Raw genomic sequence first — 21964 nt, 5'->3', positions numbered from 1 at the left:
GCTTCGAGCGACCCCAGCCTGCGAGACGAGGACATCGAGCGTGACGCCGGACGAACAGTTGATGACTGCGTTGTACACCGAGCACCACGACGTGCTGCTCTCCTTCGTGCGCAGGTACGTGCGCAGTCCTGAGCAGGCGGAGGACGTCGTGCAGGAGACGCTGCTGCGGGCGTGGCGCAGCATCACCAAGATCGAGCCACGCCACGCCACCATCCGCTCCTATCTCTTCACGATCGCCCGCAACGTGCTCACCGACGGCTGGCGCGCCGAGCAGCGGCGTCCGGAACCGCTCTACGACAACGAGACACTCGCGGCTGTACCTTCTGCCGATGATGTGGAGTCGGCGCTGGAAGGGCACCTGATTGCCGCAGCGTTGGAACGCTTGTCCGGCGAGCATCGTGACGTGATCCAGGCGCTGTACTTCGAGGGGCTGACCATCGCCGAGTCCGCGTCACGGCTCACGATCCCGGAGGGAACGGTCAAGTCCCGCGCCTACTACGCCGTACGCAACCTGCGCGCAGCCTTTGAAGAAATGGGAGTTCTACGGTGAGCACCGACCACGATGACGTGCGCATGCTGATCGGCGCGTATGTGCTGGGCGGTCTCAGCGAGACCGACCGCCGCGTCCTGGAGTCCCACCTGCCCACGTGCCAGGAATGCCGTGACGAACTCGCGCGCTCGGCCCCGCTGGCAGGACTGCTGCGCCGTGCCCCGGGCATGTCCGCGCCCCGTCCCCAGGCCCCGCGCGAGGCCGGCACCGATGCGGCGCCCCCGGCTTCGTCGGCCGGGCTCGACCGCCTGCTGGAGCAGGTCCGCGCCGCCGATGTCGCACGCAGGCGCCGGGCCCGTCTGCAGTGGCTGGCATTGGCTGCGGCCCTGATCGTGCTTGCCGGGCTCGGACTGGGGTCGATGCTGCCGTTCCGGCAGTCGACCGGCCCGTCCACGGCCTTCACCTCGGCCGCCGGGTACTCCGTGTCCGGCCGTGCCACGCTCACGGCCAAGCCCTGGGGCACCGCGGTGAGCGTCACCCTGGCCGACCTGCCCGCAGGAGGACCAGGACCCTTCATCCTCCAGGTCTCCTCGGTGGACGGCCGCAAGGAGCAGGCGGCCACCTGGGCGATCACTCCCAACGGCAGCGCCGCCGTGACGGGGGCGAGTGCCCTGCACCTTCCCGATATCCGGTCCATCTCCGTGATGGACCATGCGGGGCGCATGGTCGCCACGACCCGACCACTCTGACCTGCCTCGACCACCATCCCGCGGTCCGCTCCACTGCCGGGCCCACGGGATGGTCCCGCCTGCCCTGATGCGGGGCGACACACCACTGACCTGAGGTCTTTGCCCCTGCGGAGCGGTTGCCCCAGCACGTGCGACTCGCGGCAACGCAACTCTGGCCCGGCACCGGGCTGATCCTGCTGTTCGGACGAGCACAACTCCGCCCGCCCGGAAGCCATCACCAACGACCGACCCCGCCGCCCTACCTGCTGGACCGTACCCGCGCCGCCGGCACGGACGCCGTGAAGTCCGGCGCCTGAAGGTGTGCACGGTCCAGGCCGGTCTGCGCACAGGCTCGCCGCAGGCGTCCAACAGGTAGACAGCGGTGATACCGCCGTCGCGGCGTTACGGGCACCTGGACACCCGGGCCCTCCGTGAGCTGTGCGACGAGACGGACCGCACACGCCGACTGCCGCGCGACGTGCCAGTAGATCATCACGCCGAGGCCCCAGTAGCGCTGGTGCCACTCCCCGCGACCGAATCCCCGAGGCACCCAACTGGGCTTCCGCAGCCGGACTTTGAACTCACCGATGACAAAGTGTGGACGCAGTCGGCAGAAGTCCCCTAACGTGACGGCGCGACCGTAGGAGTACCGACTCTTCGGCATCAGCATCCGCGTTTCCGTATCGCTCGACCGGAGTGTGATCCGGCGGCCTCCGGTCCCGTCCTGGAGGACCGATGCATCCACATAGGTTCCGCCGCGCCCGAAGACAGCTCACCGCTCTGCTCGTCGGCGGCTTCCTCGCGAGCGGGATGGCGGCCGCGCCCCCGTCCGCCGCCGCACCCGCCGACATCCCGCCCCAGGAACCCGGTGTCACCCTGCGCGTCTTCGACACCCAGGTCCCGCTCACCAAGCTGTGCACGCTCAAGCCGGGCCAGACGCCCAACCACGACAAGCTGATGCCGACCGTGGACTGGTCCTCGACCGACGACTTCGGCGGATTCGCCGACAACTTCTCGGCCCAGGCCTCCGGTTACCTCGTCATCCCCGCCGACGGGACGTACACCTTCCGTCTCACCAGCGACGACGGGTCACGGCTCACCATCGACGACCGTGAGGTCATCGACCACGACGGGCTGCACGCCGCAGAGCCCAAGGACGGGGCCGTCGAACTCACCGCTGGCTCCCACCCGTTCCGCGTCGACCACTTCGAGCGCACCGGCGGGCAGCAGCTCACGCTCGCCTGGAAGCCGCCGGGCGCCACCGGCTTCACCGTCGTGCCGCGGGAGTCGCTGACCACCGACGCCGGGGTCGTACGGGTCACGTCGCCGGGCCGCAAGGAGTGCGAGGCCGGCGCGGACAGCCCCGGTGACGGACTGCCGCTCACCGACGTGCGCCCCGACCTCACCCTCACCGACCTGCGCCCGGACGGGTTCGAGCCGCAGGTCACCGGCATGGACTGGCTGCCCGACGGGCGGCTCGCCGTGAGCACGTGGGGCGGCTCCCAGAACAAGGCGGGCGAGGTGTACCTCCTCGACCATGTCACCGGGAGCACCAGCCGCGACAAGGTGACCGTCAAGAAGGTCGCGAGCGGCCTGCGCGAGCCGATGGGCATCAAGTACGTCGACGGCTCCCTCTACGTGTCGCAGAAGCACGAGCTGACCCAGCTCGTCGACACCGACGACGACTCCGTCACCGACGAGTACCGCACCGTGGCCACCTGGCCCTACGGCGGGAACTTCCACGAGTTCGCCTTCGGGCTGCTCTACCGCGACGGCTACTTCTACGTGAACCTGTCCGTCGCCATCAACTACGGCGGGGCGTCCACCACCCCGCAGCCGGCCCCGGGCCGCGGCACCACGTACCGGGTCAGCAAGAAGACGGGGAAGATCCATCCGGTCGCGGGCGGTCTGCGCACGCCCAACGGGATCGGCTGGGGTCCGGACGGTGGCATCTTCACCACCGACAACCAGGGCGGCTGGCTGCCGGCCAACAAGCTCGTCCAGATCAAGCAGGACCGCTTCTTCAACCACTACACCGAGCCGTCGGGCCCGTTCGACGACCGTCCCGTCACCCAGCCGGTGCTGTGGCTGCCGCAGAACGAGATCGCCAACTCCCCGAGTGCCTCTTTGTACTTGACCAAGGGTCAATTCGCCGGGCAGATGCTCATCGGTGACGTCACCTACGGCGGGATCCAGCGCGGCTATCTGGAGAAGGTGAAGGGGCAGTACCAGGGAGCCGTGTTCCGCTACACGCAGGGCCTCGAAGCCGGCGTCAACCGGATCACCACGGGCCCCGACGGCGCGATCTACGCGGGCGGCCTGGGCGCCGACGGCAACTGGGGTCAGGAGGGCAAGCTCAAGTTCGGCCTGCAGAAGCTGACGCCGAACGGCGGCAACACCTTCGACATCAAGGAGATGCGGGCCGTGCCCGGCGGCTTCGACCTGGAGTACACCCAGCCGGTGTCCGAGGCCACCGCCGAGAAGCTGGCCTCCCGCTACCAGGCCGAGCAGTGGCGCTACACCCCGACATCGGACTACGGCGGGCCGAAGATCGCCGAGGAGCGGCTCGCCGTCCGCTCGGCGACGCTCGCCGACGACGGGCGCACGGTCCGGCTGCGCCTCGACGGCCTCAAGCCCGGCCGCGTCGTGCACGTGCGCTCGCCGCGCCCCTTCGCGTCCGCGTCCGGCGAGACGCTGTGGAGCACGGAGGCCTGGTACACGCTCAACGCGCTGCCGGGAAAGCAGCCACCGCCCGCCACGCTGTACGAGGCCGAGGAGGCGCGCCTGACCGGCACGGCCGGCATCAACACCGACCACACCGGGTACTCGGGCAGCGGCTTCGTCGACCGCTACAGCACCGAGGGCAAGGTGGCCACGACGTTCGACGTGACGGTCCCCGAGGCCGGCGAGTACGACGTGAACCTGCGTTACTCGAACGGCCCCAACCCCTTCCAGGGCACCAAGTCCCTCTCTCTGTACGCCAATGGGGAGAAGCTGCGCCAGACGAAGCTTCCCTCCACGGGCACGTGGGACGCCTGGTCGACCCGGACCGAACGTGTCAGCCTGCGCGCGGGCCACAACACTGTCGCGTACCGCTTCGACGCCGGAGACACCGGTCATGTCAACCTGGACCTGATCACCGTGCGTCCGCACGGCGCCACGGTCACCCTCTTCGACGGCACCACAGCCTCCCAGGCGCAGTGGCAGCATCCGGACGGGCGGCGCGTGGAGTGGCCGCTCGCCGCCGAGCAGTCGATGGAGGTGTGCTGCGGCGACATCCGCACCAAGGAGGCCTACCAGGACTTCAAGCTGCACGTGGAGTTCCGGGTTCCGCTGCTGCCGGACGACGTGACCGGCCAGGACCGCGGCAACAGCGGCGTCTATCTTCACGACCGCTACGAGGTGCAGATCCTCGACTCGTACGGTGACACCACGCTCGACACCAACGAGGCCGGGGCGATCTACCTGAAGAAGGCCCCCGACGTGAACGCGGCGACGGCGCCCGAGACCTGGCAGACGTACGACATCACGTTCCGCGCGGCACGGTTTGACGACAGCGGCCGCAAGATCGCCGACGCGCGGGTGACGGTCGTGTGGAACGGCAAGAAGGTCCACGACGACGTCGCGATCGACGGGCCGACCGGCGCCGGTGCGCCGGAGGGGCCGTCGGCCGGGGCGATCCGCCTGCAGGACCACGGGAACAAAGTGCGGTTCCGCAACATCCGGGTTGAACCGCTGAGTTGACGTACCCGCACCGCAGTCGCGCAGCAGCGGGGCGCGCCCACGGGGTCGTGGGCGCGCCCCTTTCGAGGCCCCCCGGCATTGAACTATTCGGGCGGCAGGCCGCTTCGTCTGAACAACAACTTCACCCAACACGGTCCACCTGCCCGGCCAGGTGGCGCGAGGCAAGGACAATGTTCACACGCTGGCTCCACGCGTACCCGGGCCGCCATGCCGGTGTGGTCCGCGGGTCGGGCCCGCGGACTTCGGGGCGCCGGTGGTCCTGTCCCTACGCCGTCGCCCTCACCTCCGTGCCCAGTTCGCGTCGGGCGCGGGCGGCGGCGCCGACCGGGACGGCGTCGGAGGCCAGGGCGGCCTGGACCAGGCGGACGGGGTGGCCGCTGACCGGGGGGTCGACGGCGAGGGCGGACAGGATGACGGGCTCCAGCAGGGGCCAGGCGCGGCTGACGCCGCCGCCGACGACCACCGTGGTGATGTCGACGACGCCCGCCGTGATGACGATCGCGCGGGCGATGCCCGCTCCCGCGGCGCGGTACACCGCGAGAGCGTCCTCGTCGCCATGGGCGGCGGCCTCGGCGACTTCGCGGGCGGTGAGGCGGTGGCCGGTGCGGTCGGCGTAACGAGCCCCGATGGAGCGACCGGAGGCCAACGTCTCCAGGTGGCCCCGGCCGCCGCAGGAGCAGGGCAGGTCACCGAAGCCGGGGATGTGCCCGATCTCGCCGGCCGCGCCGTGCGGACCCGCGTACAGGGCGCCGTTGGTCCACAGAGCGCCGCCGACGCCGGTCCCCAGGGTCATGCCGAGGACGTCGGCCTCGCCGCGCACCGCTCCGCCGCAGACCTCCCCGTAGAGGAAGGCGTTGACGTCGTTGTCCAGGAAGGCCGGGACGCCGAGGGCCTCCTCGACGGCGGCGGTGACGGCGAAGCCGGCCCAGCCGCGGAAGGAGTCGCTTGCGACCAGGATGCGGCCGTTCGCGGAGTCCACCACCCCGGCGGCGCCGATTCCGGCGCCCACCAGGCGGCCCGGGGTGCGGGCCAGCAGCGGGGCGAGCGCGTCGAGCGCGGCGCCGACCATGGCCCGGCCGCCCTCAAGCGCCGGGGTGGCGGCCTCCGCGCCGTCGAGGACGGTCAGGTCGTCCGAGCAGACCACCACCTGGGTGGTGGTGCCGCCGATGTCGATGCCGGCGAACAGCGGCCGGAGGGCGGTGGGAATGGCCGGGTCCTGCGGGGTGTAGGGGGAGAGAAGAGGTCCGGTCACGCCTGGGCCTCCGTACGGCCGGCCGCGAGGGTGGCCAGGCGTTCGGCCCTGCGGCCCCGCTGCACCACCGGGTCGGGCACCGGCACTGCGGCCAGCAAACGGCGTGTGTAGTCGGTCTCCGGATGCAGCAGGGTCGTCCCGGTGGAGCCCTGCTCCTCGATGCGGCCGGCGCGCATCACGACGACGCGCTGCGCGAAGTGCTGCACGACGGCGAGGTCATGGGAGACGAACAGACAGGCGAAGCCGAGTTCGCCCTGGAGTTCGGTGATGACCTCCAGGACCGCTTCCTGCACGCTCACGTCGAGCGCGCTGGTGGGTTCGTCGGCGACCAGCAGCCGGGGTTCCAGGATCAGGGCTCGGGCCAAGCTGACCCGCTGGCGCTGTCCGCCGGAGAGTTCGCGGGGCGCGCGCCGGGCGAGTTCGCCTGGCAGCCGGACCCGGTCGAGGACGGCGGCGACCTTGGCCTGCCGGTCTTTGGCGGACAGGTCGCGACGGTGCACCCGGAGAGGTTCGGCGACGCACTCGCCGACGGTCATCCGGGCGTCGAGGGAGGCCACCGGGTCCTGGAGGACGACACCGATGCCGGCCCGCAGGGCGCGGCGGGCCCGGGCGCGGGTGCGGCCGAGGTCGGCGCCGAACAGGCAGACGGTGCCGGAGGTGGGCGGGATCAGGCCGAGCGCGACCCGGGCGGCGGTGGACTTGCCGGAGCCGGACTCGCCGACCAGGCCCAGGGTCTCCGCCGGCCCGACTCGGAACGACACTCCGTCGAGGGCGCGTACGGCGGCCTTGCCGCGGCCGAACACCACGTTGATGTCGCGCAGTTCGACCACCGCTTCGCCCTCGGGGCCGCCGGGCCCGGCAGGCGAGGCCGACGGCTCGGCCGCGGAACGGTTCCTCTGGGCCGGCACGGACGCGGCAAGCCGGCCGGTGCCGTCTGCGGCCTCGGCGACGGACAGCCGGGGCACGGCGGCCAGCAGGCGCCGGGTGTAGTCGTGGGCGGGGCGCAGCAGGACGTCCTCGACCGATCCGGTCTCCACGATCTCGCCGTGGTACATGACGGCAACCCGGTCCGCGAAGTCGGCGACGACGCCCATGTTGTGGGTGACGAGCAGCACGCCGGTGCCGGTCTCGACGGCGAGCCGGCGCAGCAGGTCGAGGATCTCGGCCTGCACGGTCACGTCGAGGGCGGTGGTCGGCTCGTCGGCGATGAGCAGGCCGGGCTCGTTGGCGATGGCCATGGCGATCACGACCCGCTGGCGCTGTCCGCCGGAGAGCTGGAACGGGTAGGCGCGGGCGCGCTTCTCCGGTTCGGGGATGCCGACCCGGCGCAGCAGTTCGACGGCCTCGGCGGCGGCGTCCTTGGCGGACACCTCGCGGTGGTTGCGGATCACTTCGGTGATCTGCTTCCCGATCCGGGTGAGCGGGTCGAGCGCGGTGGCCGGCTCCTGGAACACCATGGAGGCGGTCTTGCCGCGCAGCGCCGCGAGGCCGTTCTCCGAGACGCCGACGATCTGGGTGCCGGCGATGACGGCGCTGCCGGTGGTGCGGGCGTTCTGGGCGAGCAAGCCCATCGCGGCGAGCGCGATGGTCGACTTGCCGGAGCCGGACTCGCCGACCAGGGCCAGCGTCTCGCCCGGCCGGACCTGGAGGGACACGCCCTTGACCGCGGGTACGTCGCCGGTCTCGGTGGTGAAGACGACGCCGAGGTCGTCGAGTTCGAGGATCGGGCCGGACGCCGCAGTGCGGACGGCGGAGCCCTTGGTGGTGGCGGTCATCCGCGTCCCCTCACATCGAATGCGTCGCGGAGTCCGTCCCCGATCGCGTTGAACGCCCACACCACCAGGATGATGGCCAGGCCGGGCGGCAGGATGAGCCACCAGTAGCCGGAGTAGGCGGCGGTGAGACCGGCGGAGAGCATGCCGCCCCAGTCGGTCTGCGGCGGCCGGACTCCCATGCCCAGATAGGAGACGTAGGCGACCAGCAGGATGGCGTCGGCGACCTGGAAGGTCGCGGCGACGATGATGGTGGAGACCGAGTTCGGCAGGATGTGACGCAGGATCGCCCGGGCGTGCGTGCCGCCGATGGCGCGCAGGGTCAGGACGTAGTCCCGGTTCTTCAGGGTCAGCGTCTCGGCGCGGACCAGCCGGGACGGCACCAGCCAGGACACCAGGCCCAGGATGACGACGAGACCGGTCAGGCCCGGCGTGGTGATGGCGGAGACCACCAGCAGGATGAACAGCGCAGGGATGGCGATGCCGGCGTCGACGATCCGCATCATCACGGCGTCGATCCAGCCGCCCGCGTAACCGGCGGCGGCGCCCCACAGAGTGCCGATGACGGTGGCGAGGACGCCCGCGGCGAGGCCGACGATCAGGGAGACCTTGCCGCCGTACATCAGCCGGCCCAGCTCGTCGTGGCCGACGGCGTCGGTGCCGAGCCAGTGCGCGCCGCTGGGGGCGAGGTTGACCTGCTGGAGCATGGTGTGGGTCTGGTCGGTGGAGTACACCAGCGGACCGGCGAAGCAGAACAGGAAGAAGAAGACCACGACGGCGAGTCCGACGACGGCCAGCTTGTTGCGCAGGAAGCGGCGGACGGCGAGCCGTGCGCCGGAGGCCTCACGCGGCGGGGCGGCCTTCGCCGGGGCCATGTCCGGCTGGATGACGGCGCTCATGCCCGACCTGCCTTCACTCGGGGGTCGATGATCCGCTGGACGATGTCGGCGAGCAGGGTGCCGACGACGGTGGCGACGGCGATCACCAGGACGCAGCCCAGCAGGACCGGGTAGTCGGAGGACTGCGCCGCGGTCCAGAACAGCAGCCCCATGCCGGGGTAGTTGAAGAGCTGCTCGACGACCAGGGCACCGCCGAAGAGCACCGGGACGTAGTAGCCGAGCATGGCGACCACGGGCGTCAGCGAGTTGCGGAACACGTGCCGCCACAGGATCGCGCGGGCGCGGGAGCCGCCCGCCCTGGCCGTGCGGACGTAGTCCTCGGAGAGGTTCTCCAGGGTGGCCGCCCGCATGTAGCGGCTGAACACCGCGACCATGGAGGCCGCGCCCGCGACCACCGGCAGTACCAGGGCCTGCGGTTCGGAGAACACCTGGCCCAGCGTCTCGCCCTGCGGAGCCTGCGACGGGAACCACGCCAGCCCCTGGCTGAAGACCAGCACCAGGATCAGCCCGAGGAAGTACACGGGCGTGGAGTAGGCGATGAAGCTCAGCGTGGTGATGACGTAGTCCACCGGCTTGTTGCGGCGCACGGCCTGCCACATGCCCATCGGGATGGCGAGGACGAGGCCGACGAGAGCCGACAGCACGGTGAGGACCAAGGTCTTCGGCAGCCGCTCGGTGATGAGCTGGGAGACCGGCTCGTTGAGGGTGTACGAGGTCCCGAGGTCCCCGTGCAGCAGTTGGCCGAGGTAGTAGAAGTACTGCACGGGCAGGGGCTTGTCGAGGCCCTGTTCGTGGTTGAAGTGGGCGATCTGCTGTGCGGTGGCCTGCGGCCCGAGGATCCCGCGCGCGGGGCCTCCGGGCAGGGCGTGCAACAGGCCGAAGACGACAATCGTCACGATGACGATCACCGCGACGGCCTGCAGGACGCGTCTGATCAGGTACGAGGAAGTGCTCATGTGTTTTCCGGTCGCTTCGTCTCTGTGGTACGCGCGGGCGTCACCTGGACATGGGCGTCACTGCGACGTGGGTGTCGGCGTGGCGGGTGCCGGTGTGGCGCGGGCGCGCGAGGGGTGCGCGCGGGTCCCGGGGCGGCCCGGCCGGGTGGACGGACGACTCCGCAGGCCCGCGCGGGCACCGACCGGGCTTACTTGGTCCACTTCCACATGGCGGGGTGGAAGTTGGCGAGGGAGTCCTGGGCGAAGCCGCCGAGGCCGTCCTTGACCACGGAGATCTGGTAATCGGGCTCCGGCAGCCAGATCACGGGGAGGTCCTTGGCGAGCGCGGCGCTGTACTTCTGCACCGCCTCGTTCGAGGAGGACGTGGTGGTTTCGGTGATCAGCTTGTCGACCTCGGCGTTGGAGTAGCTGCCGAAGTTGGAGCCGCCGCCGGTGGCGAAGAGCGAGTCACCGCTCGGGTAGGCGGGGAAGTACCAGCTGCCCGCGGTGCCGAAGAAGGACAGCTGCCACTTGCAGCTCGACTCGTCGGCGGTGCACTGGCCGGACTGCGACAGGACGGAGTTGACCGGGGCGGTCTTGATGGCGAACTTGATGCCGGTCTTCGCGAACGACGACTGCAGCGCGCTCATCATGTTGTCGGTCACGGTGGAGCCGGACTGGGACAGCACCTGCATCTCGAACTTGGTGCCCTTGTCGACGCCCGCGCCGCACTGGTTGTCGCCGGTGCCGGGGCTGGTGCACACCATGGTGCCGCCCTGCTCGGTCCAACCGTGGTCGGTGAGCAGCTTCTTCGCCTTGGCCGTGTCGAACGGGTACGGGTTGTTCTTCTGCTCCGGGGAGACGAAGGACGAGTCCTGGCCCTGCGGGATCGGGCCGTAGGTGGGGACGGCGGTGCCGTTGAAGACCACCTTGGAGAGGGTGGCCTGGTCCACCGACATCTGGATCGCCTGGCGGGCGTACAGCTGCTTGAACACCGGGCCCATGGCGGGGTTGTTGAAGTTGTACGGCATGTAGGTGATCGCCCAGCCGGTCCACGGCTTCACCGAGTAGCCCTTGGCCTTGAAGGACGACTCCTGGCTCAGGTCGGTGGCGTTGATGTAGCCGTAGTCGACGGTGCCGGCGCGGAGGGCGTTCGCCTCGGCGTCGGTCGTGGTGAACGGCAGCAGATTGACGTTCTTGATGTTGGCCTTGCCGCCGCCGTCGTACTTCGCGTTGGCGGTCAGCTCGACCTTGCCCGCGGTGGAGAACGACTTGATGGTGTACGGGCCGCTGACCGTCTTCCACAACGGGTCGGTCGCGTAGCCGGAGATCTTCTTGGCGGCGTTGTTGAGGTACGTCCAGACCTTCTTGGCGCCGGCGGCGGTGCGGTCCAGGTCGGAGACGGCGCCGGAGTCGCTGGTCTTGTCCCAGACGTGCTGCGGCATCGGGCGGATCATGCTCAGCTCGTTGGCGAGCATCCACTCCTGGTTGTACGCCTTGTCGAAAGTGATCGTGAAGTGCGAGTCGTCGATCGTCTTGAAGGAGGTCCAGTTGTCCGGCGCCTTGCCCGGGCTATAGCTTGCCCAGTCCGCCCTGTTGGCCTTGACCAGGTTGAACCAGAACTCCACGTCGCGTGAGGTGATCTGCTTGCCGTCGCTCCAGTGACGATCGCCGAGGGTGATCGTCACGCTCTTGCTGTCCGCGGCGAACTTCGCGTCGGCGGCCAGAGAGTTGTCCTTGTTCCATCCGACCTTGCCGGTGGAGCCGTCGTACGCGATCAGCGGCTCCCAGACGGCCTGGGATATGGAGGAGTTGTTGGTGTTCAGGTGCGAGGCGGTGCCGACCGGGAGGATCCAGTTCGGCGTGAAGTTCGCCGGGAGGGCGTAGTTGATGGTGTCCGACGACGCCGAGCCGGAGGACGACGAGGTACCGCCGCCGGAACAGCCGGTGAGCAGCGCGCCGGTGGTGACGACGGCACCCGCGACGAGGGCCCAGCGGCGGCCGGCCGCCGTGTGAGCAAGGAACATGACTCTCCTCAGAGTGAAAGGACCCGCATACGTCCCGGGAGACCGGGTCGGCGCCGCTGGAACGGCGCCGTGTACGGCGACAGTCAACGACGGCCGCGCCGAACAAACAAACAAGAATTAGTAAAAAGTAAGTTTCTGCGATCTCGACAAAAGTCACACCCATCCGTTCCAGGCACCTCAGGCGGTATGTATGTGCCAATTTGAGGCGATTTTACTTGCATTGACGCTCTCTACTTTCTTCACGGAGCTGTTCCCCGCCCGCCTGGACGGGCGTACTGTCTCCGTCACACCCACCGTTGCGGAAGTTACTTCGTACATGACTGAAATAAGTGCACGGGACCGCAAGACCACCAAGGGCGTGTACCCGAAGGGCACGACCACCCTCGCCACGCGGGTCCTCGAACTCGTCGCCTCGGGCCAGGCGTCGTCCCGCGCCGAACTCGCGGAACTCCTCGGCACGGCCGCCTCCACCATCTCCCTCACCGTGGCTCAGTTGGTCGAGCGCGGGCTCATCGCCGAGGAGGGCACCCAGTCCTCCACCGGCGGCCGCCCCCGCAGGGTCCTCAGAGCGGGCAGCAACGACGAGTACGCCGTCGCCGCCGACGTCGGAGGCCGCCATGCCCGGATCGGTGTGGTGCTCCCGGGCGGCGGTGTCCGTGACGTCGCCAACGTCCCGTTCGAGGTCGCCGACGGTCCCGAAGTCGCCCTGCCGAGGCTCGCCGCGCACCTGGAGTCCCTCGCCGAGCAGCGTGGACGCGACCGGCTCCGGGGCGTCGGGCTCTCCCTGCCCGGGCCGGTGGACGTCGCCTCCGGCGCCGTCGTCCTGCCGTCCCGGATGCTCGGCTGGAACCGCTTCCCGGTCGGCGCTTGGCTGGAGGAGCGCTTCGGGGTCCCGGCCGCCGTCGACAACGACGCCAACTGCATGGCGGTCGGCGAGCAGAGCGTCAGGCCCGCCGAGCACCGGCAGTCGATCATGGTGAAGATCGGCTCGGCAATCGGTGCCGGCGTCATCGCCGACGGTCGCCTCTACCGGGGCGCCACCGGAGCCGCCGGCGACATCACCCACATCCGCATCGACGGCGGCGCCGACATCCCCTGCTCCTGTGGCAACACCGGCTGCCTGGAGACGGTGGCGTCCGGCGCCGCGCTCGTCCGCATCCTGCGCGAACGCGGTCTCGACGTCGCCAGCCCCGAGGACGTGGTACGGCTCGCCACCGACGCCGACCCGGAGGCCACCCGCGCCGTCCGCAGGGCCGGCGACCACCTCGGCCAGGTGCTCGCCGCCAACGTCAACTTCTTCAACCCGGACGCCGTCTACCTCGGCGGCATCCTCTCCACCCTCGAGCCGTTCGTCGCCGCGGTGCGCAGCAAGCTCTACGAGAGCTGCCACCCGCTGGTGACCGAACACCTCACCATCGAGCGGGCCAGTCTCGGCGCCGACGCCGGCCTGGTCGGCGCCGGACTCTTCGCCCTGCAGCGCGCCCTGACCCGCGCCCTCGGCGGCATCGGCCGCGCCACCCCTGGCGCCGACCGGCAGCACACCGCCGCAGGCCACGGAGGGATCTGACGCCGCTGCAAAAAGCCTGACAGTCGCGGAAATTACTCCGCGCACACGGCGACGCACCCGCCCGGGAGCCGCGGCCCGTACCCCGGCTCCCGGGCGATCCCCTGGTCCCCGAGCCCTGAGCCCAGGGGCCTGTCCAGGGGCCACTCCCGAAGTCCCCGCACCCGCCCAGATATCGACGTCCGCGGCACGCCCCCTGGCGGGCCGCCGAACGAGCCTCACGCACCACACCCCGTCCGAGGAGCCATGTCGCACACCCGCACCCCCGCCGCCCGCCCGGTCATCGCCGTCGCCGGCCTCGGCATCGAGTCCTCCACCTTCTCCCCGGCCCGCACCGAAGCCCCCGCCTTCCACCCCTCGCGCGGCGCCGGGATCTTCGACCGGTACCCCTTCCTCGCCCCTGGCGAGGAACTGCGTGAGGCCGCCGAATGGCACGGCGCCCTGGTCGGCAAGTCGCTGCCCGGCGGCACCGTCACCGCCGCCGCCTGGACCGCGCTCACTGACGAGCTCATCGAACGGCTCGCCGCGCTGCCCCGGTTGGACGGTCTCTGGTACGACATCCACGGCGCCATGACCGTGGAGGGGATCGACGACGCCGAGGCCGTGCTGCTGGAGCGCATCCGCGCCACCGTCGGCCCCGACGTGATCGTCTCCACCTCGATGGACCTGCACGGCAACGTCTCCCGCGAACTCGCCCACCGCAGCGACCTGATCACCTGCTACCGGATGGCCCCGCACGAGGACCACATGGAGACCAAGGAGCGTGCCGTCCGCAACCTGGTCGACCTGCTGGCGTCCGGCGCCCCCCGCCCGGTCAAGGCGTGGGTGCCGGTCCCGGTGCTGCTGGCCGGCGAGCAGACCTCCACCCGGATCGAACCCGCGAAGAGCGTGTACGCGGCGGTTGATGAGGTCGAGGCCGCCGACGGCGTGACGGACGCCGCCATCTGGGTCGGCTACGCCTGGGCCGACGAACCCCGCAACCGCGCCGTCGTGGTCGTCACCGGCGACGATACGGCGGCGGTCTCGGCCGGGGCCGAACGACTCGCCCGGGGCTTCTGGAACGCCCGCCACGACTTCGACTTCGTCGCCCCGACCGGCACCTACGACGAACTCCTCGACGAGGCCCTCGCCTCCGACCAGCGGCCGTACTTCATCAGCGACACCGGCGACAACCCCACCGCGGGCGGCGCCGGTGACGTCACCTGGGGCCTGACCCGGCTGCTGGAGCGCCCCGAGTTCCAGAAGGAGGACGGGCCGACCGTCATCTACGCCTCGGTACCCGGCCCCGCCGCGATCGAGACCGCCGTCGCCGCCGGGGTCGGCGCCACCGTCACCGTCACCGCCGGCGCCGAGGTCGACGACCGGCACGCCGGTCCCGTCACCCTCACCGGCGTGGTCCACGCGATCCGGCACGGCGACCGGGACGCCGAGACCGAGGTCGTGATCCGGGTCGGCAGCGTGTACGCGATCCTCACCAGGCTGCGCAAGCCGTACCACCACGAGCACGACTTCACCGACCTCGACCTCGACCCGCGCTCCGCCGACATCGTGATCGTCAAGATCGGCTACCTGGAGCCCGAACTGTTCGACATGTCGGTCGGCTGGAAGATGGCCCTCACTCCCGGCGGTGTCGACCAGGACCTGGTGCGCCTCGGCCACCGCCGCATCCGCCGCCCGATGTTCCCCTTCGACCGCGACATGGCCGACCCGGACCTGACAGCCCGTATCATCCCGGCCTCCAACCAGCCGCTCACCGGGGACGACGCATGACCGACCACACCACCCGGCCCCTCGGCCCGCCCCGGGCCGGCGGCGCGGGCCGGGCCCCGGCGCCGGTGGCGGCCGACGAGGTTCCCGGACTCGGGCGGCCCGGCCCAGCCGGACCGGTCCGCCGGCCCACACTGGAGATCGCCGTCACCTCACCGGCCGGTGCTCGTGTCGCCCTCGCCCACGGAGCCGATCGCGTCGAACTCTGCACCGGCCTGGAACTGGGCGGTCTGACCCCGTCGGCCGCCCTCGTCGAGGCGGTCGCCGCCGTAGGCCTGCCGGTGCAGGTCCTGGTCCGCTGCCGACCGGGCGACTTCGTCCACGACGCCGAGGAGATCGCCCTGATGGTCGCCGAGGTGCGGTCCGTGATCGCCTCCGGCGCCTCCGGCGTGGTCGTCGGCGCGCTCACCGCCGACGGCGGCCTCGACACCGACGCCGTCACCCGCCTCGCCGCGGCGGCTCATGACGCGGGCCGCCCCGTCGAGGTGACCCTGCACCGCGCGATCGACCTGTCCGCGGACCCGGTCGCCACCGCAGCGCTGTTGCCCGCCCTGGGGCTCACCCGGGTGCTCACCTCCGGCGGCGCCCCGGCCGCCGGACAGGGACTCGCCGCGCTCGCCGCCATGGTCGAGGCCGCTCCCGGCGTGCAGGTGATGGCGGGCGGCGGGGTGCGCCCCGCCGACATCCCGGCCCTGACCGCCGCCGGTGTCGCCGCGGTCCACCTCTCCGCGAAGCGCCGCGCCGAACCCCGGCGCGGGGGTGCGTGGATCCCCCTCGGCGCCTCCAGCGCCTCCGCCGAGCAGGACACGTACTTCGTCACCGACCCAGCGGTGGTCGCCGAGGCCAGGAGAATGCTGGGATCGCGGGCAACCGGCTGACCGGCCGTGCGCTCCCTGCCGGAGCGCGCCGCCCCGAAAGTCCGCGGTTCGCGTCGGACCGCGGACTTTCGGGGCGGGAGGGTGTACCGGAACCGATCACCGTAGGGCAACGACGCGATGCGTCAGCGGGCCATGCGCGAGAGGAGGGGTCAGCTCGTCGACGTTGTCGCCAAGGCCGTCGTCCTGCACGGCGAGGAAGGCAGCGGCGAGCTGGGCCGGACTCTGGTGCCGGTACCAGCCGTGCCAGGACCGAACTTCGTAGTCGGCCAGTGCGCAGGCGGACTTGGCGAGCTTGATCGCTTCCTCCACCCGCCACCGGGCGCCGGGCACCACGGTGAGCACGCCGGTGATCCCGTGGTGTCGGGCAGCAGTGAGGTCGTGGGTCGATCCGGGCAGGGCGGGCGAGGACCACAGCAGGTGTCCGAACGGATCGGTGAGGACCTGGATGTTCATGCCGTGGCGCTTGCGTTTCCCGGAGTAGTACGGGGTGTCCGCAGCGATCCGGTCGATCGGCAGCAGGGTGCCGGCCAGGATCACGAACGCCTTCTCGCGGATCGTCCGCGTTGCGCAGGAGCGTCCAACTTGCGGTCGGCATCGGGACGTTGGAAAGCTTTCACTGATGTCCGGCCCCACCTACACTAAAGCCGCACATGACTATTCAACCTGGATCATCCCTGACGACGATCCCCTCGAACTCGGTAGCCCGCGCCGAACACAAGCCAGTTCCCCAGGACCTTTGCGTGATCGCGACTTGGTCTCCTGAATGCGCGCGTCATCGCGATCGGAGCGCGGGCGCCGCAACCTCACGGTGCCCGCCCCACGCGTCTGACGGCTCACATTGGGCCGTGATCGCTACGCTGGGGCAGGTCAATGCCTGGGAGGGAGCCGGCAATGTCGTTCAGCTACTACGTTTACGTCAGCGACAGCAAGATCAACATGCTTTTGCCGCAGATCGAGCCCGGGTTCGGGGCGAAGCGCACGACGGAACTGGGCGTGAATCTCACGGTGCTGTCGGCGAAGCGAACGACCGAGGGCCCGTCCGACGACCGGATCGGCCGGCTGGAGACCGTCGTCGGGTACCTGCGCGATCACGGTGATCTCGGCTCGGTGGACGAGCCGGGTCAGTTCTTCTGGGGGTCGCTGCCGATGCGCTGGGGGGCGTTCCCCGGCGATCCCACGTCCTCGCTGGTGTTCTTCGGCGGGCGGAGCGAGGACACCGTCGTCGGGCTGGGCGGCTCGTACAAGCACGTGTGCGACTCCGTACCGGACGCTGCGGCGCACGGGGTGGGGCGCTCGATGATGTCGTCGATGCTCGACGGGCTGGGAGTCACCTCGGACCTGGAGGACGAGTACGTCGCCGACGCGGTGGACGGCGACCTCGACCGGGCCGATCGCGCCGCGCTCGCCCGGGTGCAGGGCGCCGTGGCGAGCCTGCGGTGGCCGGCGCAGAACGTCGAGTTCGTGGCCAAGCGCCTGCTGCACGGCGACAGCCCGGACGGCACGGCCAAGTCGGTGCTGCTCGGGACTCCGGTGTACGTCGCCATCGTCGACTGACGGCGATGGAAGCGTGGCACCGCGGGGACCTGATCCTCGGCCTCTACGAGGTCCTGGACGTGGTGCGCACCGGCGGCATGGGACTGGTGCACCGGGTCCGGCACCGCGGCTGGGACATCGACCTGGCGGTGAAGACCCCGCGCCGGGCCCTGGTCCGCTCGCCGGACGCGATCCGGGACTTCGAACGGGAAGCCGAGGTGTGGGTTGGGCTGGGCCTGCACCCGCACATCGCGAACTGCGTCTACGTCCGCACCCTGGATGGCGTGCCCCGGGTCTTCGCGGAGTGGGCGGACGGCGGCAGCCTGGCCGAAGCCGTCCGGAGCCGGAGCCTCTACGGGAACGATCCCCTGGCATCGCTGCTGGACGTCGCCATCCAGTCCGCGTGGGGGCTCGACCACGCGCACGAGAACGGTGTCGTGCACCAGGACGTCAAGCCCGCCAACGTGATGCTCACCCGGGACGGCACGGTCAAGGTCACCGACTTCGGCATGGCCCGGGCTCGCATGGCCACCGGGGAGGACGCCGGGGACGCGGATCCGTTCGTCAGCCGCGGCGGCCTGACTCCCGCGTACTGCTCGCCCGAACAGGCGCGGTCGCCGGGCGGGCTCACGACGGCCACGGACACCTGGTCCTGGGCGGTCACCGTCCTCGAAATGTTCCTCGGCCGGCCACCGGACCCGGACGGGACCGCGGCGGGCGGCGTCTTGGACGGCTTCGCCCGCTCCGGGGCCCTGGACGCGATCCTGCCGGTACCGGTCGAGGTGGCGGACCTGCTGCGCGAGTGCTTCACCAAGGACCCGGCCGCGCGCCCCGGCCGGCTCGGGCCGCTCGCGGAGCGCCTGATCCGAGTGCACGAGCGGGAAGTCGGGCCGTACCCCCGGCGCGCCCCGGCAGCGGCCACCTTGCTCGCCGACGGCCTGTCCAACCACGCACTGTCCATGCTGGACCTCGGCCGCCGCGACAGCGCCGAGGAGCTGTGGACCCGGGCTCTGCGGGCGGATCCGCACCACCCACACGCCCGCTACAACCGCGGGCTGCACCGGTGGCGGACCGGGGTGATCACCGACGCCGAACTGGTCGACGAACTGGAATCCGTGCGGTTCGGGGATCCGGATGACGGCGTGGGGGCATACCTGCTCGCGCTGGTGCACCGGGAACGCGGCGACCCGGTCGCGGCGGCCACGCTGCTGCGGGACGTGGCCGCGCGGACGCCCGGCGACCCGCAGGCCGCCGCCGCGCTCGCGTCGGTCGAGTACGCACCCTCGCCGGCGCAGTCGGTCCTGCCGGGGGAGCACGAAGACGGGATCGCCGCCCTCGCGCTGACCCCGGACGGCCAGGTCGCGGTCTCGGCCGACCGCTCCGGCGGGCTGCGAATCTGGGACGTCCCGGCGAAGGAGTGCCGGCAGCAGTTGCAGCTCGAGAAGTACAGCGCCTCGGCCCTGGCGGTGCGCGACGACGGACAGCTCGTGGTCGTCGGCGGGGGTATCGGGCGGGCGCTCGTGCTCGACCTCGAAGCCGCGGCCGGGTTCGAGCTGCCCGGCCATCCCAGCTGGGTGGGCCTGGTCGCGCTGACGGCGGACCAGCGGCACGCGGTCACCAGCGGCTTCGAAGGGGAAACCGTCACCTGGGACCTCAAGACGCGCGAACCCCTGGACGTCCGGCAGTTCGAGAACAAGGCGGACGTCCTCGGTGCCCAGGGCACCCTGTGCTCCGTCATCGATTACCAGCACCACACGAACTCCGTGTACGACGTCCGCACGGGCGAGCTGGTGCACCGATTCGACCGCACCCTGACGCCGGCGCGGTTCAGCGGCGACGGCCGCCTCGCCGTGGTCGGCCTCGGCAGCACCGACGTCCGGTTGGTCGATCTCGAATCCGGCGAACCCCGGCGGGAGCTGAAGACCGGCCACGGCCGGATCGCCGTCAACCTGGACGGCACGGTCGGCTTCTCCAGCGGCGGCCGCGACGAGCCGTCGCGGGTGTGGGACCTGAGCAGTGGCCGGTGCCGCCTGTCCCTGGACCCGGCGCCCGACACCGACGAGGTCGTGCTGAGCGCGGCCGGGCGGGTCGCCGTGACCGCCGAGGGGAAGTCCGTTCGGGTGTGGCACCTGCCGCCCGCGGGGCCGCCTGCCCCGTGGAGTTACGTCCGCCCACATGAAGCCCCGGACGTCGCCGCCACCGCCGCCTGGGCGGCCGCGCTGCTGGCGGAGGCGGCCACGCTGGCCGGCGCCGGGCGGCTCGACGAGGCGGCAGGCCGGATCCGCGCCGCTCGCGCGCTGCCCGGGCACCGGCGCCACGCCGAGCCGGTGCGCCTCTGGCGCCGGCTCGGCGCCCTCGGCCGCCGGACCGAGCTCGCCGACGCCTGGTCCGCGGGCCGGATCGTCCCGGAGGACGGCCGGTCGTGGGCCCTGGAGTTCAGCGGCCGCAGCCCCACCGCGCTCGCCCGCGCCGGGAACGCCGCCGAAGCGTGGGTCTTCGAGATCGAGACCGGGCAGCTGCTGCACACGCTCAGCCTGCACACCGGCCACATCAGCTCCATGGCGATGACCGCCGACGGCCGGCTCGCGGTGTCCGGGGGCGAGGACGGCCGGGTCGTCGCCTGGCACCCGCGCGACAGGCGGATCGTCCAGCTGTTCACCAGCCCCCGCGACCACGTGTACCACGTCGCGGTCAGCGAGGACGGCCAAGTGGCTCTCTCGGGAACCACCGACGGCCTGGTCGCGGCCTGGGACATCGGCAGCGGCCGGACCATCGGGCGCTGGGAGGCGCACCCGGGGGCGGTGCTGGACGTGGCCGTCAGCGCTGATCACCGCTACGGGCTCTCTCGCGGCCAGGACGTCACCGTGAAGATCTGGGATCTGCGCGAAGGCGAGCTCCGGTGGGTGCTGCGGGGGCACGACGAGTGGATCGGCGCCGCACGGCTGAGCGACGACAGCCGGTTCGTGGTCACCGGTGGCGCCGACGCCGCGGTGCGGGTCTGGCGGACCGCCGACGGGCAGTGCGAGGTGGTGCTCACCGGGCACGCGGACGCCGTGGTCGACGTCCTGCCGAGCCCGGACGCCCGGCGGCTGCTGTCCTGCTCGGTGGACGGCACCGTCCGGCTGTGGGACGTCGTGGGTGCTCGCTGCGTCCACGTCCTGACCGGGCACACCGGCGTCGTGCGGAGTCTGGCTGTCACACCGGACTTCCGGCTCGCGGCGTCGGGCGGGGAGGACCGGAAAGCCCGGTTGTGGGACCTCACGACCGGCCGGCAGCTGCGTGCCTTCACCGGCCTTTCGGACGTGGTCACGCACGTCGCGCTGGCCCCCGACGGCGCCCTGCTCCTGGCCGGCGACGAGCGCGGGCGCCTGCTGACCTGGGCCCTGGACTGGGAGTACGACTTCGGCTCGGCGACCGGCTCCCTGCGGCCGGAGGCCGAGCCCCCGCTCGACGAGCTGCGGGCCGAGGTCGCCGTTCCGCTGCCTTCCCGCGAAGACAGCCGCCCGGCGCTCGTCGAGGCGTTCGCCCGCCTCGGCGACCGGCAGCGGCACGCCGTCACCCGCACCCTGGAGCTCGCGGGCGAACTGGACAAGATCCCCTCGCGCACCGATACCGGCTATCGGCTGTACGTGCGCTTCGTGGCCGACGACGCGGCGACCCGGGAGCCCACACAAATACCGAGCACGGCCGAACGGCTCGCGCTGCTGCTGCGACCGGAGGCAGAGCTGAACCGGTCCGAGGAGTTCTGGGCCGGCTACTTCGCCGAGCAGCTCCAGGACGACCTCGTCACGCTCGCCGAGGCTGCCCCGGTCCTGCACCGCGAGGGCGACCTGGCCGCGGCCGAGCAAGCGTGGCAACTCGTCGTCGACGTCCGCTCCCACCTCTGGGACGCCGGGCACGTCGAAACCCAGGACGCGATGCTCGGCTGGGCCGCGGTCCTCACCGACCTGCACCGGGAGCCGGAGGCCCTGGCGCTGGTCCGGGCGGTGACCGGAGAGCGCGCACAGGACCTGGGGCCGGACCACCCGGCCACCCTGGAGGCGACCGCGGCGCTCGCGTCCCTGCTCTCGGCGAGCGGCGAGCAGGCGGAAGCGGAACGGATGTACGACGACCTGCTGCCCCGGCTCGTGAAGCGCTTCGGCCGCGACGACGGCCGGACGCTCGACGCCCGGGTGGGGCTGGCGCGCGTGCACCACCGGCTCGGGCGACTGGGCGACGCCGAGCCGGTCCTGCGCGAGGTGCTGGCGAAACGGCGGCTGCGGCTGGGCGACGACCACCCGGACACGCTCGCCGTCCAGACCGAGCTGGACAGCGTGCGGGGGCCGGCGCCGGAGAAGCCGGCGCGGCGGCGATGGAGGAGGCGGCGATGATCCCG

The 21964-nt window shown here is 71.4% G+C and carries 13 protein-coding genes and 1 pseudogene; 8 read left to right on the top strand and 6 right to left on the bottom strand.

Annotated elements, in window-relative coordinates; genetic code table 11:
- Nucleotides 1-40: 40 nt before the first annotated feature.
- The 3 genes from ACFY4A_RS20490 (at nt 41) to ACFY4A_RS20480 (ending at nt 4962) form a co-directional block, all read left to right on the top strand.
- Nucleotides 41-550 (top strand): sigma-70 family RNA polymerase sigma factor, encoded by a 510-nt coding sequence (locus ACFY4A_RS20490; protein WP_390830787.1) that lies wholly within the window; start codon nt 41-43, stop codon nt 548-550.
- Nucleotides 547-1239: an anti-sigma factor family protein gene (locus ACFY4A_RS20485; protein WP_390830786.1), complete on the top strand. Its 693-nt coding sequence runs from the start codon at nt 547-549 to the stop codon at nt 1237-1239. Before ACFY4A_RS20490 ends, ACFY4A_RS20485 begins: the two co-directional genes overlap by 4 nt.
- Nucleotides 1240-1953: 714 nt before the next feature.
- Nucleotides 1954-4962: a family 16 glycoside hydrolase gene (locus ACFY4A_RS20480; protein ID WP_390830785.1), complete on the top strand. Its 3009-nt coding sequence runs from the start codon at nt 1954-1956 to the stop codon at nt 4960-4962.
- A 265-nt stretch (nt 4963-5227) separates the two neighbouring features.
- On the opposite strand, the gene ACFY4A_RS20475 is transcribed toward ACFY4A_RS20480, so the two are convergent.
- The 5 genes from ACFY4A_RS20475 to ACFY4A_RS20455 form a co-directional block, all read right to left on the bottom strand.
- Nucleotides 5228-6148: an ROK family protein gene (locus tag ACFY4A_RS20475; protein WP_390830826.1), complete on the bottom strand. Its 921-nt coding sequence runs from the start codon at nt 6146-6148 to the stop codon at nt 5228-5230.
- Between the two features lie 62 nt (nt 6149-6210).
- Nucleotides 6211-7989 carry a dipeptide ABC transporter ATP-binding protein gene (locus tag ACFY4A_RS20470; RefSeq protein ID WP_390830784.1) on the bottom strand — a complete coding sequence of 593 codons (1779 nt, stop codon included), beginning with the start codon at nt 7987-7989 and terminating at the stop codon, nt 6211-6213.
- Complete coding sequence (locus tag ACFY4A_RS20465) at nt 7986-8885, bottom strand: ABC transporter permease (RefSeq protein WP_390830783.1); 900 nt, start codon at nt 8883-8885, stop codon at nt 7986-7988. Before ACFY4A_RS20465 ends, ACFY4A_RS20470 begins: the two co-directional genes overlap by 4 nt.
- The gene (locus ACFY4A_RS20460; protein ID WP_390830782.1) at nt 8882-9841 is read right to left on the bottom strand and encodes an ABC transporter permease; all 960 of its coding nucleotides are present in this window, start codon (nt 9839-9841) and stop codon (nt 8882-8884) included. The genes ACFY4A_RS20465 and ACFY4A_RS20460 overlap by 4 nt, the downstream gene beginning before the upstream one ends.
- 188 nt (nt 9842-10029) lie before the next feature.
- Entirely contained in the window at nt 10030-11847 is a 1818-nt protein-coding gene (locus ACFY4A_RS20455; protein WP_390830781.1) for a peptide ABC transporter substrate-binding protein, read from the bottom strand.
- Nucleotides 11848-12163: 316 nt separating this feature from the next.
- On the opposite strand from ACFY4A_RS20455, the gene ACFY4A_RS20450 reads away from it, so the two are divergent.
- From ACFY4A_RS20450 to ACFY4A_RS20440, 3 genes are all read left to right on the top strand, one after another.
- Nucleotides 12164-13414 (top strand): ROK family protein, encoded by a 1251-nt coding sequence (locus ACFY4A_RS20450; RefSeq protein WP_390830780.1) that lies wholly within the window; start codon nt 12164-12166, stop codon nt 13412-13414.
- A 243-nt stretch (nt 13415-13657) separates the two neighbouring features.
- Complete coding sequence (locus ACFY4A_RS20445) at nt 13658-15181, top strand: M81 family metallopeptidase (RefSeq protein ID WP_390830779.1); 1524 nt, start codon at nt 13658-13660, stop codon at nt 15179-15181.
- Nucleotides 15178-16056, top strand: a complete 879-nt coding sequence (locus tag ACFY4A_RS20440; RefSeq protein ID WP_390830778.1) for a copper homeostasis protein CutC — start codon at nt 15178-15180, stop codon at nt 16054-16056. Before ACFY4A_RS20445 ends, ACFY4A_RS20440 begins: the two co-directional genes overlap by 4 nt.
- Before the next feature lie 333 nt (nt 16057-16389).
- Here ACFY4A_RS20440 and ACFY4A_RS20435 read toward each other — a convergent pair.
- Nucleotides 16390-16608: pseudogene (locus tag ACFY4A_RS20435) on the bottom strand (transposase family protein); the annotation flags it as partial.
- Between the two features lie 339 nt (nt 16609-16947).
- On the opposite strand from ACFY4A_RS20435, the gene ACFY4A_RS20430 reads away from it, so the two are divergent.
- Together ACFY4A_RS20430 and ACFY4A_RS20425 are read left to right on the top strand one after the other, a co-directional pair.
- A complete protein-coding gene (locus ACFY4A_RS20430) occupies nt 16948-17610 on the top strand; it encodes a DUF7019 family protein (protein WP_390830777.1) in 663 nt (220 codons plus the stop codon).
- A 5-nt stretch (nt 17611-17615) separates the two neighbouring features.
- Nucleotides 17616-21959, top strand: coding sequence for a protein kinase (locus tag ACFY4A_RS20425; protein ID WP_390830776.1), 4344 nt, complete (start codon nt 17616-17618; stop codon nt 21957-21959).
- Nucleotides 21960-21964: the final 5 nt, after the last annotated feature.

The sequence above is a fragment of the Streptomyces sp. NPDC001292 genome, assembly GCF_042896465.1.
Lineage (GTDB): Bacteria > Actinomycetota > Actinomycetes > Streptomycetales > Streptomycetaceae > Streptomyces.
Note: the sequence above shows the minus strand (reverse complement) of the source record. Positions and strands in the feature narration are given on the sequence as shown.

Excerpts from the sequence above, each read along its gene's own strand:
- ACFY4A_RS20455 (WP_390830781.1), bottom strand. The coding sequence starts at position 11,847 with ATGTTCCTTGCTCACACGGCGGCCGGCCGCCGCTGGGCCCTCGTCGCG.
- ACFY4A_RS20465 (WP_390830783.1), bottom strand. The coding sequence starts at position 8,885 with ATGAGCGCCGTCATCCAGCCGGACATGGCCCCGGCGAAGGCCGCCCCG.
- ACFY4A_RS20445 (WP_390830779.1), top strand. The coding sequence starts at position 13,658 with ATGTCGCACACCCGCACCCCCGCCGCCCGCCCGGTCATCGCCGTCGCC.
- ACFY4A_RS20430 (WP_390830777.1), top strand. The coding sequence starts at position 16,948 with ATGTCGTTCAGCTACTACGTTTACGTCAGCGACAGCAAGATCAACATG.
- ACFY4A_RS20440 (WP_390830778.1), top strand. The coding sequence starts at position 15,178 with ATGACCGACCACACCACCCGGCCCCTCGGCCCGCCCCGGGCCGGCGGC.
- ACFY4A_RS20450 (WP_390830780.1), top strand. The coding sequence starts at position 12,164 with ATGACTGAAATAAGTGCACGGGACCGCAAGACCACCAAGGGCGTGTAC.
- ACFY4A_RS20470 (WP_390830784.1), bottom strand. The coding sequence starts at position 7,989 with ATGACCGCCACCACCAAGGGCTCCGCCGTCCGCACTGCGGCGTCCGGC.
- ACFY4A_RS20460 (WP_390830782.1), bottom strand. The coding sequence starts at position 9,841 with ATGAGCACTTCCTCGTACCTGATCAGACGCGTCCTGCAGGCCGTCGCG.
- ACFY4A_RS20480 (WP_390830785.1), top strand. The coding sequence starts at position 1,954 with ATGCATCCACATAGGTTCCGCCGCGCCCGAAGACAGCTCACCGCTCTG.
- ACFY4A_RS20425 (WP_390830776.1), top strand. The coding sequence starts at position 17,616 with ATGGAAGCGTGGCACCGCGGGGACCTGATCCTCGGCCTCTACGAGGTC.